Origin of the sequence: Dermatobacter hominis, assembly GCF_020715685.1 — a bacterium.
Classification (GTDB): domain Bacteria; phylum Actinomycetota; class Acidimicrobiia; order Acidimicrobiales; family Microtrichaceae; genus Dermatobacter; species Dermatobacter hominis.
In genome coordinates this window covers 3,158,370-3,174,320 of sequence record NZ_CP085840.1, presented here as the reverse complement: position 1 = coordinate 3,174,320, position 15,951 = coordinate 3,158,370, and the positions used below count along the sequence as shown (strand labels likewise).

Annotated in this window: 11 protein-coding genes; 9 read left to right on the top strand and 2 right to left on the bottom strand. The window is 73.2% G+C overall.

Features of this window, described 5'->3' with window-relative positions; translation table 11 throughout:
- The first annotated feature begins 131 nt into the window (after window positions 1-131).
- The 5 genes from LH044_RS15020 (at window position 132) to LH044_RS15000 (ending at window position 6,875) form a co-directional block, all read left to right on the top strand.
- Entirely contained in the window at window positions 132-608 is a 477-nt protein-coding gene (locus LH044_RS15020) for a hypothetical protein (RefSeq protein ID WP_227756399.1), read from the top strand.
- On the top strand, window positions 605-1,987 hold the full coding sequence (locus tag LH044_RS15015; RefSeq protein ID WP_227756398.1) for a GAF domain-containing protein: 1,383 nt from the start codon (window positions 605-607) through the stop codon (window positions 1,985-1,987). The genes LH044_RS15020 and LH044_RS15015 overlap by 4 nt, the downstream gene beginning before the upstream one ends.
- A gap of 132 nt (window positions 1,988-2,119) precedes the next feature.
- Window positions 2,120-4,207 (top strand): DNA gyrase/topoisomerase IV subunit B, encoded by a 2,088-nt coding sequence (locus tag LH044_RS15010; protein WP_227756397.1) that lies wholly within the window; start codon window positions 2,120-2,122, stop codon window positions 4,205-4,207.
- A 101-nt stretch (window positions 4,208-4,308) separates the two neighbouring features.
- Window positions 4,309-5,661, top strand: coding sequence for an acyltransferase family protein (locus LH044_RS15005; RefSeq protein WP_227756396.1), 1,353 nt, complete (start codon window positions 4,309-4,311; stop codon window positions 5,659-5,661).
- Entirely contained in the window at window positions 5,658-6,875 is a 1,218-nt protein-coding gene (locus LH044_RS15000; RefSeq protein ID WP_227756395.1) for an acyltransferase family protein, read from the top strand. The genes LH044_RS15005 and LH044_RS15000 overlap by 4 nt, the downstream gene beginning before the upstream one ends.
- A gap of 218 nt (window positions 6,876-7,093) precedes the next feature.
- On the opposite strand, the gene LH044_RS14995 is transcribed toward LH044_RS15000, so the two are convergent.
- Entirely contained in the window at window positions 7,094-7,411 is a 318-nt protein-coding gene (locus LH044_RS14995) for a hypothetical protein (protein ID WP_227756394.1), read from the bottom strand.
- 324 nt (window positions 7,412-7,735) lie between these two features.
- Here LH044_RS14995 and LH044_RS14990 point away from each other — a divergent pair, with 324 nt between their 5' ends.
- Window positions 7,736-8,368, top strand: a complete 633-nt coding sequence (locus LH044_RS14990; protein WP_227756393.1) for a peroxiredoxin — start codon at window positions 7,736-7,738, stop codon at window positions 8,366-8,368.
- Between the two features lie 121 nt (window positions 8,369-8,489).
- Here the strand turns inward: LH044_RS14990 and LH044_RS14985 are convergent, their stop codons facing one another.
- Window positions 8,490-12,125 (bottom strand): adenylate/guanylate cyclase domain-containing protein, encoded by a 3,636-nt coding sequence (locus LH044_RS14985; RefSeq protein ID WP_227756392.1) that lies wholly within the window; start codon window positions 12,123-12,125, stop codon window positions 8,490-8,492.
- Between the two features lie 113 nt (window positions 12,126-12,238).
- Between LH044_RS14985 and LH044_RS14980 the strand changes: the two genes are divergently transcribed.
- From LH044_RS14980 to LH044_RS14970, 3 genes are all read left to right on the top strand, one after another.
- Window positions 12,239-13,867: a hypothetical protein gene (locus LH044_RS14980; protein WP_227756391.1), complete on the top strand. Its 1,629-nt coding sequence runs from the start codon at window positions 12,239-12,241 to the stop codon at window positions 13,865-13,867.
- Window positions 13,868-13,998: 131 nt separating this feature from the next.
- A complete protein-coding gene (locus tag LH044_RS14975; protein ID WP_227756390.1) occupies window positions 13,999-15,018 on the top strand; it encodes a glycosyltransferase family 2 protein in 1,020 nt (339 codons plus the stop codon).
- A 162-nt stretch (window positions 15,019-15,180) separates the two neighbouring features.
- Complete coding sequence (locus tag LH044_RS14970) at window positions 15,181-15,951, top strand: ABC transporter ATP-binding protein (RefSeq protein ID WP_227760112.1); 771 nt, start codon at window positions 15,181-15,183, stop codon at window positions 15,949-15,951.

The following is a 15,951-nucleotide window of genomic DNA, read 5'->3' as shown; positions in this document are numbered from 1 at the left end:
GTGGGCCGGCCCTGTCGCCGGCACCCCTGCATCGTCGGGGTCGACGGGCGGGCCCGCTCCTGAAAGGCCCGTCATCGTTTGCTAAGAACTCGCTAACCCGCCCCGTGGCGCTGCGAAAGGGACCCCCGGCCGTGCTCGACGCCGACCACCTGCGACTGATGGAGGGCGGGGCGCTCATCGTCGGGCTCACCCTCGAGGACGGCGCGCCGTACGCCACGAGGGGCTGGGGGCTCCGGGTCGAGGACCCCGATCCCGACCGCGAGTGCCTGGCCGTCGTGCACCTGCTCCTCCCCGCCGACGACGCCACCGGCATCGAGGGCGTCGCGCCGGGCCGGGCGGTGGCGGTCACCGCGGCCGACGTGATGACGCTCGTCTCCGCGCAGTTCAAGGGCCGGTCGCTCGGCACCGCGCCGGCCACCGAGGACGACCTCGCCCTGTCGGAGCGCTACTTCGCCGGGTTCTCCGAGGCCGTGACCCGGTCCGACGGCCAGCCGCGGGAGCTCCTCGCACGGCTCGTGCCGCACGAGCTCGTGCGCTGCACCGTCGAGGTCCACGAGGCGTACGACCAGACGCCCGGGCCGGGTGCGGGCCAGGAGCTCGACCGGTGACCGCGCCGCCCTCGCTCGACGACCTGCGCACCGCGTTCGACGGCGCGGTCCCCGCCGTGGTCGTGACGGCGGACGCCGCCGGCGTCCCCAACGTGACCTACCTGTCGCGGGTGCGGCGGGTGGGCGACGAGCGCATCGCCCTCTCCAACCAGTTCCTGTCGAAGACGGCCCGCAACCTGGCCGAGAACCCGAGGGCCAGCGTCCTGGTGCTCGACCCGACGAACTACGACCAGTACCGCCTGCAGCTCGTCTACGAGCGCACGGAGCGGCGGGGCCCGGTCTTCGAGCGGATGAAGGCCGACATCGACCTGATCGCGGCGCTGCACGGCATGTCGGACGTGTTCCGGCTGCGCGCCGCCGACATCTACCGCGTGGTCGACATCGAGCGCGTCCCCGACCCGCCGTACCGGCTCGCGCCGCCGCAGCCGTGGGGCGGCCGCGACCACCGCCCGGCCGATCCGCTGCGGACCACCGCCGAGCTCGCCGCCCGCATGGGCCGCAGCACCGACCTCGACCGGACCATCGGGCTGCTGCTCGACGGCCTCGACGAGCTCTTCGGGCTCGAGCACTCGATCCTGGCGCTGGTGTCCGAGGACGGCCGCAGCCTCTTCACGATCGCCAGCCACGGCTACTCGGAGCAGGGCGTCGGCTCCGAGGTCGCGTTCGGCGAGGGCTTCATCGGCGAGGCCGCGCAGCGCTGCGAGCCGGTCCGCTTCGGCAACCTCCGCCAGATCGCCAAGTACTCGCGGTCGGTGCGGCGGACGTTCGAGGGCCAGGGCGGCAGCCCCGGTCCGATGATCGACGTGCCCGGACTGGAGGGCGCCGAGAGCCGGCTGGCCGTGCCGGCCATGTCGCAGGGCCAGCTCGTCGGGGTCGTCATGGTCGAGTCGCGCCGACCGGTCGCGTTCGACGAGGCCGACGAGCTCGCGCTGTCGGTGCTCGCGGGGCTCCTGGCCGCCGCGGTCGACGCCGACCGGGAGTCGGGCGATCGGGACGGCGTCGACCCGGGCCCGGTCGAGGGCGGCGGCGCGCCGGTCGTCACCGGCTCCCGCGTGGCGCGGATCCGCTCCTACACCACCGACGGCAGCACGTTCATCGACGGCGAGTACCTCATCAAGGGCGTCGCCGGGCGCGTGCTGTGGAGCCTTCTGCGCCAGCACCGCGACGAGGGCCGCACCGAGTTCACGAACCGGGAGGTGCGGCTCGACCCGAGCCTCGAGCTGCCGGCGTTCCGTGACAACCTCGACAGCCGCCTGCTCCTGCTCAAGCGCCGGCTCGACGAGCAGTCGGCGCCGGTCCGGATCGAGCGGACCGGCCGGGGCCGGTTCCGGCTCGAGGTCCACTGCCCGCTCGAGCTCGAGCTCGGCGCCGACGCCTGACACCCCGGACGCGCGCCGGGTGGCGCCCGCAGCGGACGTGAGCCGACGCATGCCCGGCGCGGCGGGCGGGGCCGCGTGTCACGCCGTTTGTGGCGCGGGATCGTCGCAGGCCCGTGGGAGACTCGGGGCGCCATGGCAGCCCGCACCCCACCCTCCTCGACGTCGGCCCGCTCCACGACCGCCACGAACCGGTCGGACTCCTACGACGAGAAGTCGATCCAGCTGCTCGAGGGGCTCGACGCCGTCCGCAAGCGCCCGGGCATGTACATCGGCGGGACGGGCCCCGAGGGCCTGCACCACCTCGTGTGGGAGCTGATCGACAACGCCGTCGACGAGGCCGCGGCGGGCCACGCCAGCCTCATCGAGGTGACGCTGCACCGGGACGGCTCGGTCGAGGTCGCCGACAACGGCCGCGGCATCCCCATCGGCAAGAAGGACGGCAAGCGCACCGCGCTCGAGATCGTCTTCACCGAGCTGCACGCCGGCGGCAAGTTCGGCGGGGGCGCCTACTCCGCGTCGGGCGGCCTGCACGGCGTCGGCGCCTCGGTGGTCAACGCGCTGGCGGCCAAGGTCGTGGCCGAGGTCGACCGCGACGGCGCCACGCACCGCCTGACGTTCGTGCACCGGGTCCCGGGCAAGGTCGACGCCAAGGGCCACTTCAAGCCCGGCTCCGCGCTCGAGGTCGTCCGCAAGGTCCCGCCCAAGCGCACCGGCACCCGCGTACGGTTCTGGCCCGACCTGGAGATCTTCGACCCGGGGCTCGCCATCGACGCCGAGCTGGTCCGGGACCACTGCGCGCAGGTCTGCTTCCTGGTGCCGGGCCTCAAGGTCCGCCTGGTCGACAAGCGCGGCAACGGCCGCGAGCCCGAGGAGTTCCTCGCCCGGGGCGGCCTGGCCGACCTCGTCGAGTCGCTCAGCATCGGCGAACCGGTGACCGAGATCATCACGCTCCACGGCGTCGGCACCTTCGAGGAGAAGGTCCCCGTCGAGGGCAAGATGAGCCTGGTCGAGCGCACGTGCACCGTCGACGTCGCCCTGCGCTGGGTCAAGGGCTACGACACCGTGCTCACCAGCTTCGTCAACACGATCCCCACCACCGAGGGCGGCACCCACGTGTCCGGCTTCGACCGGGCGCTGACGAAGATCGTGAACGACTCGCTGCTCGCCGGCTCGAAGAAGCTGGCCAAGATCGCGAAGGCGGGCAAGGACCGGGCCGAGAAGTCCGACGTCCAGGAGGGCCTGGTCGCGGCGATCAAGGTCACCTTCCCCGAGCCGCAGTTCAAGGGGCAGACCAAGCAGGAGCTCGGCACACCGGCGATCGGCTCGATCGTCTACGAGGTCGTGCGCGACAACCTCGGCAACTGGATCGACGGCGGCGGCAAGAAGACCCACATCAACGCCCTCCGGGAGAAGCTGACCCAGGCCGTGCTCAACCGGGTCCAGGCCAAGGCGACGCTCGAGGCCCGGCGCAAGGCGTCCGCCCTGTCCTCGGCGGGCATGCCCGACAAGCTGGCCGACTGCCGGGTCCACGGTCCCGACGCCGAGCTCCTCATCGTCGAGGGCGACTCCGCCGCCGGCCCGGCCAAGGCCGGCCGGAACGCCGAGTACATGGCGGTGCTGCCACTGCGGGGCAAGGTCGTCAACGCCGGCAAGTCGACCATGAAGCAGGTGGTCGAGAACGCCGAGGCCCAGGCGCTGTTCACCGCCATCGGCGCCGGCTCGGGCCGTGACTTCAAGCTCGAGGACGCCCGGTACGGCCGGATCATCATCCTCTGCGACGCCGACGTCGACGGCAGCCACATCCGGTGCCTGCTCCTGACGCTCATCCACGCCTACATGCGCCCGCTGCTCGAGGACGGTCGGGTGTTCGCGGCCCAGCCGCCGCTCTACACGGTCAAGGTGGGCGACAAGACGATCCACGCCTTCTCCGAGGAGGAGAAGCTGGCGCTGACCGACGAGCTGACGCGCGGCAACCGCAAGGCCGAGAACCTGCAGTGGGTGCGGTTCAAGGGCCTGGGCGAGATGGACGTGGAGGAACTTGCCGTCACCTGCCTCGACCCGGGGACCCGGATACTGCGGCGGCTGACGATGGACGACGCCCAGGCCGCGTCCGAGGCGGCCGAGCTGTTCGACACGTTGTTCGGCAACGACGTGGCCAAGCGGCGCCAGTACCTGCTCGAACACTCCGACCTCGTCGACCGCGAGGCGCTCGACGTCTGAGCCGCCCGTCGGATCCGGACGTGGACAGGCTCCGCCCGCGTCGGTACCGTTCAATGGCTCTGGAAGCTCGAGGGAGCTGGGGGGCATGACGGGGCGGAGCGATGACGGACGCAGCTGCACTGACTGACGCGGATCGTCTCATCAAGGTGCAGGCCCCGCGGTTGGGGCACATCCCGTCGTTCGACGGGTTCCGAGGCATCTTCGTCCTCCAGGTCGTGCTCTACCACGCCGGCGTGACGGCGAAGCTGCTCCCCGGGTCGCCGATCATCATCGACTGGTTCTTCGTCGCGAGCGGCTTCCTGATCACGTCGCTGCTCCTGGACGAGCAGAACCGCAGCGGCGGGATCGACATGCGCCGCTTCTACACCCGGCGCGCCCTGCGGCTGTTCCCGGCGATGTACGCCATGATCGGCATCTTCACGGTGCTCATGCTCGCCGTGCAGATCTTCGCCCCGAACGCCCTCGAGGACGCCGGCCTGTGGTGGGTCGAGTCCCTCGCGGCGAGCCTCTACGTCTACTTCCTCGTCGCGGCGTTCTTCCCCGCCACGATCGGCGCGATCGGCCACACGTGGAGCCTCACGGTCGAGGAGCAGTTCTACTTCTTCTGGCCGATGCTGCTGCGACGCTCCCTCAAGCGGGGCACCCGGCGGTCGGATCGCAACCTGATCATCGGGTGCCTGGTCTTCATCGCGCTGTTCGTCACGCTCCGGATGAGCCTCCAGCACGTCGTCACGTGGGACGGGATCGAGGCCCGCTTCGCCGACCAGGACCAGCTCACCTGGCAGGGCGTCGTGTACCGGATCGCGGCCGTGCGCCCCGACATGATCGTCTGCGGCTGCCTCGCCGCCTTCGTCGCCCGGCGGATCCCCCGCCCCGTCCCCGATCACGTGCGGCGGGTCATCGCCGTGCTGGGAGCGCTCGGCTGGGTCATGTTCGCCGGGGTCCTCCTCTTCGCCTCCCGGTTCCCGTTCTTCACCATGTTCGGCAGCATCGGCTACCAGCTGGCGCTCTGGGCGCTGGTGCCACTGGTCCTGGACCTGTACTTCCGCCAGGAGTCGCTCATCGCCCGAGGCCTGGCCTGGCACCGGGCCCAGTGGTTCGGGCAGCGCTCGTACGGCATCTACCTCTGGCACATCCCGGTCCTCCTCCCGTTCCTCGCCGCCATCGAGTCCTCCTACGGCGCCCGGAAGCTCGGGCTCGGTCTGGTGGCGGCTGCGCTGGGCGTCTGCGCCGGGCTGTTGAGCTTCCGCTACGTCGAGCGCCGGTTCCTGCACATCAAGGAGACGCGCTTCACCGCCCCACAGGACCGGCTGCGCTCGGAGATGGCCGCCGGCGACGTGGCCGACCCGGGGCCGGGACGGGCGGACGGGCCGATCGAACCGCCGCCGTACGTCGAGCCGCCCTCGCCCGTGGACCACGCCGGCCCCTCCACCGGGGCCGATCAACGGCCGTGACCGCCGCACCCGACACCGCCGCGCCCGCCGGGCCCATCCGGGTCGACGCCGCCCCGCTGCACTACGAGCCGGCGCTCGACGGCATCCGCGCCGTGGCGGTGCTGGCGGTGATGGTCTTCCACTTCCTCGGCGCCGAGTACTTCGCCGGCGGTCTCATCGGCGTGGACGTCTTCTTCGTCCTGTCGGGCTTCCTGATCACGAACCTGCTGCTCGACGAGCGCAACCGCACCGGCGGCGTCAGCCTCCGCGGCTTCTACCACCGACGGGTGCTGCGCCTGTTCCCCGCGATGTACACGCTGCTGGCCCTGGTCGCGGTGGCCGCGATCTTCATCGGCGCGGAGTACCCGTCGGTGTGGGCCGAGCTCGGCGCCGCGGCGCTGTACTCGTACCAGATCTTCATCGGCTTCTTCGGCTTCGCCACCGAGGACTCGCCGAGGGTCCTGTTCCACCTCTGGTCGCTGTCGGTCGAGGAGTGGTTCTACTTCTTCTGGCCGTTCCTGCTGCTGCTCGGCCTCCGCACGATCCGCCGGCAGCGGGCGCTGATCGTCGCAGCGTCGCTGTGGGCGGCGTTCTGGGTGGCCGTGCGGCTGTCGGGCGAGGTCGTGGGGGTGAACTGGACGGTCGACGACGCGTTCAAGGGCACCGGGGTCTCCTACGCCGGCGAGGTGCTCTACCGCTTCTCGGCGATGCGGTTCGACCAGCTCCTGGTCGGCTGCCTGCTCGCCCTCGTCGTCCGCCGCTACGCGATGGTCGCCGGCGCTGCGGGCACCCCGCGGCGACGCTGGCTCGACGCCGCGGCCGCGATCGGCGCGCTCCTCCTCGTCGCCGAGCTGCTGCTGGCCGGGCGCGTCGGGCTCTTCGACCCCTTCGGCAGCGTCGGGTTCAACCTCGCGCTCGCCGGCATCCCGTTCGCCGTGCTGTGGATCCACCTCAACCCGCAGGTCGGCCCGGCGCGGTGGCTGGCCCTGCCGCTGGCGGTCTGGATCGGCAAGCGGGCCTACGGGCTCTACCTCTGGCACGAGGTGCTCAACGTGCTGGTGCCCAAGCCGGGCGGCAAGGCGGTGCTGCTCGTCCGCACGGCCGTGCTGATCGTCGCCAGCATGGGCGTCGCCGAGCTGTCGTGGCGCTTCATCGAGTCGCCGTTCCTGCGCCGCAAGACGGCCCGCTACGGCGACCGCCACGAGGCCGCCCCGGCGGGCGCGCCCCGGACCTGACCGTCCTGACGACCTGACCGCGGCCTGACGACCTGACCGCGGCCTGACGACCCGACAGGGCCCGGACGCGGGACGGCGGGCCCTCTCGGGCCCGCCGTCCGGACCGCTCACGCCAGGGGGGTGTCGTGGCGGTGCTGGTCTCCGGACCCCAGGGGGATGTGGTCCGGACCAGTGCTGTCGCTCGGGCCGCCGTGCGGCCGGAGCAGTGGGGTCGGGGCTCAGGCCGCCTTGACCGCCGAGACCGCGGCGCCGCGGTCGAGCAGCTGGTCGGTCACCGGGGCGGCCGCCTTGGCGGCGGCGATGGCGACGGACTTGGTGGCGTTGACGACCTTGGTGGCGAACTTCGCCTGGTTGTCGATGAGCTCCAGCGGGGTCGGGATGACCTCGGCGTAGGGCAGCGCCGGCACCTCGGGCACCCGCTCGAGGAGCAGGGCGACGGCGCCGGTGATGGCGTCGGCGACGGGCTGCTTGGTGCGCTTCACACCGTCGACGACCTTGTCCTGCAGATCGGTGACCGGATCGAGCAGCGTGTCCATGGGTGACCTCCGCGGGTCAGGTTGATCGCTCCGTCGGCGGTGGGGGTGTCCGCCGGGAGTCGGAGAGCCCTTTGCTCCCCGCTTGCGTGTGCTTACTGTAGCAAGCACTTGCGAACTGGATCAACGGTCGCGCTTGCAGAAGTTCGCAGACATCCGTCACACCTCGCCCCGTCCGGGACGGGAAGCATCCGGGGCCTGCGGCCGTTGTCCACCAGATGAATACCCGACTACGTTGGTCGGGTATTGCGAGGCGGCGACCCGATCGCCGGCGCCCCGCACACGGGCTGCGAGCAGCACACCGACCTGCGATCAGAGGAGATCCAGATGGCCATCCGACTGGGCGACGACGCCCCCGACTTCACCGCCGAGAGCACCGAGGGAACGATCGACTTCCTGGACTGGAAGAAGGGCAGCTGGGCCGTCCTGTTCTCGCACCCGAAGGACTTCACGCCGGTCTGCACCACCGAGCTCGGCGCCGTCGCCAAGCTGAAGCCCGAGTTCGACAAGCGCAACGTCAAGGTCATCGGCCTGTCCGTCGACGGCGTCGCCGAGCACGGCGAGTGGAGCAAGGACATCGAGGAGACGCAGGGCGCCGCCCTGAACTTCCCGCTGCTCGCCGACCCGGACCGCAAGGTCGCCGACCTCTACGACATGATCCACCCGAACGCGAACGACACGCTGACCGTGCGCTCCGTGTTCATCATCGGCCCGGACGACAAGGTCAAGCTCACGCTGACCTACCCGGCCTCGACCGGCCGCAACTTCGACGAGATCCTCCGGGTCATCGACTCGCTCCAGCTCACCGCCAACCACAAGGTCGCCACGCCGGCCAACTGGAAGGAGGGCGAGGAGGTCATCATCGTCCCCGCCGTCTCCGACGAGGACGCCAAGGCGACCTACCCCGACGGCTGGCGAGCCGAGAAGCCCTACCTGCGCTACGTGCCGCAGCCGGGCTGAGCCCGATCGGCGCAGCACGCTGCGCCGGACCGCGCGATCGACGAGGCGGACCCACCGGGTCCGCCTCGTCCGCGTCCGGGGGCAGGGACCGCGAGCCGGGCCCGTCGACCACTTGGGCCGGTCAGGACGGGACGGGGACGGCGCCGGCCGCCGCGACGAAGAGGTCGGACCAGCAGGTGTCGGAGAGCCCCAGGTCGGCGAGCGCACGACCCACGTCGGAGCGCTCCACCCGCAGCTCGTCGAGGTCGGCCAACCGGCCCTCCGACCGGGCCTGGCACACCAGTCGGGCGAGCCCGACCACGGCCACGGCCACGACGTCCTCGCCCAGCCCAAGCTCCGCCTCGGCGCGGGCCAACGCCTGCTCGCCGTCGGGGCCGGGCTCGACCAGCGCCACCGCGATGTGGGCCCAGATGCGGTCGAGGTAGGTCGTGCGCCCGAGCGCCAGCACGCGGTCGGCGGCGGCACGGGCCTCGTCGGTCAGGCCGGCGGCGGCCAGCACGAGCGCCCCGCACGACAGGACGTAGCCGCCGTCGGGCTCCCCCTCCATGGCGGTCCGGGCGAGGGGCACGGCCTCGTCGGTCCGACCGGCCTGGGCCAGCGCGAGGGCGAACACCGCCTCCTGCGCGGCGGAGCGGCCCGATCCGGCCGCGCCGATCCAGCGCTCGGCCGTGACGTCGAGCAGCCGCTCGGGACGGCCGATCTGCACGCCGGTCACGAGCGCCACGCCCATGGCGAACTCGCCGATCCCGCTGCCGCCGTGGCCCGACCTGATCGCCTCGGCGAGCAGGTGGCGACCCTTGCCGACGTTGCCCGCCATGATCTCGGCCCGGCCCGCGACGGCGAGCGCCTGCTCGGGCCCGACGGTCGAGGACAGCTCGGTCGAGGTCCGGAACGCGGCGACGGCCTGGCTCGCCGACGTCGCGGCGGCCGTGGTGTGGCCGCGCCACAGCTCCACGTGCGCCTGCACCGTCAGCATCATCCCCTCGCCGAAGCGGTCGCCCCGGCGCTCGCACTCGCGCAGGATCCGACCCGCGATCGACGCCGCGGCGTCGAGGTCGCCCTGCTGCAGCCTCGTGAACGCCATCAGGCCCTGCGCCCAGGCCAGCCCACCCGGATCGCCCACCTCGCGGAACGCCCGCTCCGACGCAGCGATGAAGGAGTCGGCCGCGTCGAGGCGCCCGTCCGACAGGGCGATCCACGCCAGGTTCTGCAGCGACCACGCCTCACCACGGCGGTCCCCGATCGCCCGGAAGGCGTCGAGCGCGGCGGCGATCGGCTCCTCGGCGGCCCTCGAGTCGCCACGGAGCAGCTCGGCCAGGCCACGCTGCCGGAGCGCCTCGGCCCGGCCGCGGGAGTCGCCGACGCCGTCGAAGATCTCGATCGCCTCGGCCAGCTCGCCGTCGGCCTGCGTCAGCTCGCCCGAGCGGGCGGCGGCGGTCGCCATGCGGAGCAGCGCGTGGGCCCGGAGGCCGGGGTCGCCGAGGGCGTCGGCGAGCTCGAGCGCCTCGGCCGCGTCGCGACGGGATCCCTGCTCGTCCCACGCCTCGGCCCGGACGCGGGCCCGGCCGACGAGGCAGCGGTAGCGGTCGGCCAGGGCGTCCTCGTCGAGCAGGTCGAGCGCCTGGGTGTAGAGGCGGCGGGCAAGCAGCCACGCGCCGTCGTCCTCGGCCCGGCGGGCCGCCTCGAGCGCCCACCGCACCGCATGCTCGACGATGCGCTCGGTCGAACCGGGGCGACCGCCGAGGTCCCGGTCGAGCCGCGCCGCCACCACGTAGTGGCGGGCGATCGTGTCGGTCGTCCCGTCGTCGATCGTGTGACCGTTCGACTTGCGCTCCATGTACTCGGCGATGCCGCGGTGGCGCACCAGCCGCTCGTGCTTGGTCAGCCGGGCGTAGGCGACCTCGCGGATCAGGTCGGAGCGGAACGACCAGTCGGCGCCGTCGAAGACCATCACGTCCTTGTCGGCCATCGACTGCACGACGGGGGTGACGTCGTCGACGTCGCGCATGGCCGCGGCGATCCGGTGCAGCACCTCGATCGGCCCCGACGAGCCCCACACCGCGGCGTCCTCGAGCACCTGCTGCTCCTCGACCGTCAGGCCGTCGATGCGGGCGGCCACCAGCCCGCGCAGCGTGTCGGGCAGGGCCTCGCCGGACGACACCTCGGCCGGCTCGCCGTCGGCGCTCTGCTGGCCGACGAGGGTGACCAGCTCCTCGAGGTAGAAGGGGTTGCCGCCCGAGCGGTCGAGCAGCGTCGCCCGGGTGCGGTGGTCGAGGTCGCCGCCCGCCAGCGTGTCGAGCAGCAGCGCGGACGACCCCCGGTCGAGCGGGTCGAGGTTGATGACCATCGTGTTGAAGCGGCCGATCCTCGGCGACCACCGGTCCTGGAGCGCCCGACGGGCGGTGCCGACGAAGAGGAACGGCAGCCGCGCCAGCTGCACCGAGACCTCGTCGAGCAGGTCGAGCACCGCCTGGTCGGCCCAGTGCAGGTCCGCGAGCCGGATCATGATCGGCCCCTGGCGCACCGACGCCTCGAGGAACGTGAGCAGGGCCTCGGTCGCCGCAGTGCGGGCGGCCGGCCCGTCGAGCCCGCGGAGCGGACCGTCGTAGCCCATGAGGTGCAGCAGCCCGTTGACGACCGCCGCCCTCGCCTCGTCGCCGCCGTCCGCGTCGTCGGCGCCTACGTCCCGAGGACCACCGCCGTCCTCGGGGTCGGCCGCGGCGAGGTCGTGCTCCGCCAGGTGCTCGAGGAGGTCGGCGCGCAGCGGCGTGGGCGGCGTGCAGACCCGGGCGACCGCGGTGGCGGTCCGCTCCCGGGCCACCTCGAGCGGGTCGTCCCGGCGCACGCCGCAGCCGGCCCGCAGCGCCTCGGCCACCGGCCACCACGGGTTCGCCTCGCCGTAGGGCACGCAGCGGCCGCTGAAGTGCGTCAGCCCGTGCTCGAGCGCGGCGACGTCGGCCACCTCGTTGGCGAGCCGGGTCTTGCCGACGCCGGCCTCGCCGAGGATCAGGACCATCTGGCCGCGGCCGCGCCCGACCGAGACGCGCAGCGCGTCGGTGATCGAGTCCATCTCCCGGTCCCGCCCGATCAGCGGCGTCTCGCGCTGGCGGGGGCGGTAGCCCGGGGGCTGCACGGCGGCGAGGGCCGTCCACACGTTGATCGGGTGCTCGCGCCCACGGGGGACGAGCGCACCTCGGGACTCGTAGGAGATGACCGCCCGCGTCGCGAGCTGAGTCGCCTCGCCCACCAGCACCTCGCCCGGCTCGGCCAGGGTCTGCAGCCGCGACGCGGTGTTCACCACGTCGCCCATGGCCGTGTAGTCGCCGCCGGCCCGGAGGGCGCCGACGAGCACCTCGCCGGTGTTCACGCCGATGCGCATGCGGATGCCGGCGCCGCTCTCGGTCGCGTAGGTGGCGAGCGTCTCCTGCATGCGGAGGGCGGCCCGCACGGCGCGCTCGGCGTCGTCCTCGTGGGCGACCGGGGCGCCGAACAGGGCGACGATGGCGTCGCCCACGATCTTGTCGACCCGGCCGCCGAAGGCGGTCACGTCGCGGACCAGCCGCTCGAACGCGTGGTCGACCAGCCGCTTGACCTGCTCCGGGTCGAGGTGCTCCGAGAGCGCGGTGAAGCCCACGAGGTCGGCGAAGAGCACCGTGACGACCCGACGCTCCTCGGTCGGGGCCCGGAGGGGCTGCCCGCACGACCAGCAGAACCGGGCCCCCGCCGCGCACTGCGAACCGCAGCTGGGGCAATCCATGATCCGCCCAGCATACGGGCGACCCGGACAGCCGGGACTTGTGCCGCAGCGACCATCGTCGGACACTGGTGCGGCTGCCGGGGGCGCAGCGGGAGACGGCAGGCAGGGGCGGAGTGACGATCACCGACGAGCAACGGACCGACGTGGAGCAGCGCCGGCCCTCCGACCGCTGGGTGCTGCTCCTGGCGGCCCTGAGCAGCATCGCCGTGCTCATCTCCAACGTGTCCGGCATCGCCATCGGCGACGACGGCGTCGGCTACCGGGCCACCGCCGACTCGCTGCTGGCCGGCGACGGCCTCCAGTACTTCCTGGAGCACCCGCTCACGGTGTGGCCGCCGACCTGGCCCGCCCTGATGGCGTTCGTGGCCAAGGTGACGCCCCTCGACACCGTCGGGGCCGCCATCGCGCTGAACGTCGTCGTGGCGTTCGTCGCCGTGCTGGTCGGCCAACGCCTGCTGCGCCGCTGCCTCGACGACGACCGCCTCGTCCTGCTGGGCACGGCCGTGATCGCGCTCGGGAGCTCGGCGATCGGCTTCGGCCACCTGCTGATGACCGACTACGCCTTCTCGATCCTCGTCGGCGGGCTGGTCATCGTCCTGCTGAACTTCCGCGAGCGCCGGTCGTGGGGCCTGCTCGCCGCCGCCGCCGGCCTCGTGTGGCTGGGCTTCTCGCTCCGCTACGCCGCGCTCTACCTCATCCCGGTCGCCGCGGTGTGGCTGCTGCTCGTCCCGCCGCCCGAGGGCGGTCGCCGCGGACCGGGCCGTCGCGTGCTCGAGGCCGGGGGCTTCGCGGTCGCGGCGTTCGCCGCCCCGCTCGCGTGGATGCTGCGCAACCGCTCGCTCGACGGCACGTTCACCGGGCCGCGCTACTCGTCGGCCCGCGGGATCTTCGGCAACGCGTACGACATCGTCGTCACGATCGGGAAGTTCCTGCTGCCCGGCGTGGCGAACGGGCGCGACCGGATCTGGGCGCTCGTGGGCCTCGCCGTGCTGGCGATCGCCACGATCGTCGGCATCCGGCTGCTGCTCGCCACCCGGCGCGAGGGCGAGGGCGTCGTGGCCCGCTCGCTGCGCCTGCTCGGCGGCCCGACCGGCCTCGTCCTGATGATGGGCGTCGGCTACCTCGCCTACATGCTGTACGTCCGCTCGACGACGGCGCTGAACCAGCTCGACCTGCGCCTGCTCGAGCCGGCGTACCTGCCGCTCATGGTCTGCGGCCTCCGCCTCGTCGACCGGCTCGGCGTGCTCGACGGGGCGGGCGCTGGTGCGCCGGCCGAGGGCGGTCGCTGGGCCGCACGGGGCCTGCTCACCGCACGCATCTGGGCCGCGGCCAACATCGCCGCCGGCCTGGTCGCGATCGTGGCGTTCGCCGCCGGCAACCCGTACTTCGACGGCAACTACGGCGCTGACGAGTTCGAGCAGGTGCGCGACAACCCGGCCCTCGACGCCATCCCCGACGACTGCCACGTCGTGTCGAACCTGCCGAATGCGCTGTACCCGGTCGAGGAGCCCGAGTGGAGCCCGCGCCGGACGGGCCTCGAGTCGGACCAGCGCGTCGACGACCTCGAGGAGCTCGTGCCGACCCTCGACTCGACGCCGACCTGCCTGGTCTGGATCGACCTCCAGCCGCGCTACGGCCACCTCTGGACGCTGTCGCAGCTGCGCGACCGCGTCGAGCTGCAACCGCTGGCGACCGACGGCGAGGTCAGCGTCTACCGCATGCTCCCGGCCACCTCGGGCTGACCACCCGGGGCTCCTCGGACTGAACGCCGCTCGAACCCGAACCAGGGTCGGGGGACGGAGGACTCACCGCTGAGGCGGCTCGGACCGTGACGGTCCGCGGTCGCGGGGGCCGCCCGCCCCATCATGGAGCCGTGCGGACCTCGCCCGATCGCCCCGTCGCCGTCGGTCCGCGGCCTGGGTCGCCGCGGTTCAGCGTCGTGCTGCCGGTGCGCGACGACGCCGACGTCGTCGGCCGGGCGGTGGCCAGCGTGCTGGCCCAGACCTTCGCCGACCTCGAGCTGCTCGTCATCGACGTGGGCTCGGCCGACCGGACCCTCGACGCCGTCCGCGCCGTCGCGGACGAGCGCGTCTCGATCGTCGACGCCGCGGCACGACAGGTCCCGCCCGACGAGGCGGGCGACGACCACGGCCGGTCGCCCTACGTCGACGCGCTCGCCGCCGCCCGCGGCCGATGGGCCACGATCATCAGCGCGGACGCCGAGGTGGACTCGGCCTGGCTCGCCCGCATCGGCCGGCTCGCCGATGCCACCGGCGCCGGGTTCGTCAGCTGCGGCGGGCGCCAGCACGACCGGCGCGGCACAGTCACCGAGTTCCGACCCGTCGACCCCGGCGCCGGCCCGGTCGCCTGCCTCAGGGCCGGGGCCTTCGCGACGTCGACCGACCGGCTGCGCGCCGCGGTCGAGCTGATCGGTCCCGAGCTCGCCCCCACCCGGGACCGCGCCGAGGACGGCGGCCCACCCGAGCCGGAGCTCGCCGGCCACTTCGGGCGCGCCGCTCTCGACCTGGCGGTGCTCGACGGCGCCGTGGTGATCCACAGCCCCGAGCTGCTGCTGTCCTGGTACGACCAGGACGAGCCCGGCACCGGCGTCGACCGGCCCCGCAGCGACGACGAGCTGCAGCTGCACCTCGCGTTCCAGGGCCTCGACGCCCTCGCCCGCACGCCGATCCCCGACGGCGAGCTGCTGGCCCGGTACGCGACGTTCGGCGGCCTGGCCGCCGCCCGCATGCAGCAGGGCCGGGACGCCCGACGCCTGTTCCGCATCGCCTGCCGCGCCCGCCCCGAGGTCCGGGACCACTGGACGCGGCTGCTCGCCGCGCACCTGGGCCCCCTCGGGCAGCGGATGGTGGCCGGGGCGCCCGTCGCCGGCTGATCCGGTCCGGGTAGTGTCGACCGCACCCGCGCCCCGATGAGCGCGGCCGGTGCGACCCGTCTGACCCCCGAACCCGTCCGACGAGACCGCGCCCCGCCGGGCCATTGGCCCGACGGACCACCGCAGCCCCGACCGACCAGCGAGGGAGTCCCCGCCGTGTCCATGCCCCCCAGCACCGCACCCGCCAGCCCCGCACCCGCCGGCTCCGACGTCGCCGCCGCCGGCGCCATCGACGCCCGCAAGATCTACGGCGAGGGCGACACCGAGGTGCGCGCGCTCGACGGCGTGACCGTCAGCTTCGAGCGCAGCCGCTTCACCGCCATCATGGGCCCCTCGGGCTCCGGCAAGTCGACCCTGATGCACTGCCTCGCCGGCCTCGACCGCCTCAGCGCCGGCCGGGTGTTCATCGGCGAGACCTACCTCGACGACCTCTCCGAGGGCCAGCTCACCGAGCTGCGGCGCGACAAGATCGGCTTCGTCTTCCAGGCGTTCAACCTCATCCCGACGCTGTCGGCGGCCGAGAACATCACGCTCCCGATGGACCTCGCGGGCCGCAAGCCCGACAACAGCTGGATGAACCAGGTGATCGACACCGTCGGGCTCCGCAGCCGCCTGTCGCACCGCCCGAGCGAGCTGTCGGGCGGCCAGCAGCAGCGCGTCGCCGTCGCCCGCGCGCTGGCGAGCCAGCCCGAGATCGTCTTCGCGGACGAGCCGACCGGCAACCTCGACTCCCGGGCCGGCGGCGAGATCCTGCAGTTCATGCGCCACGCGGTCACGGACCTGCACCAGACGATCGTGATGGTCACCCACGACGCCAACGCCGCGTCCTACGCGGACCGGGTCGTGTTCCTGGCCGACGGCCACATCGTCACCGAGATGTCCGACCCGACCGCAGCCGGCGTGCTGGACCTCCTGAAGCAGATCGGGGACTGA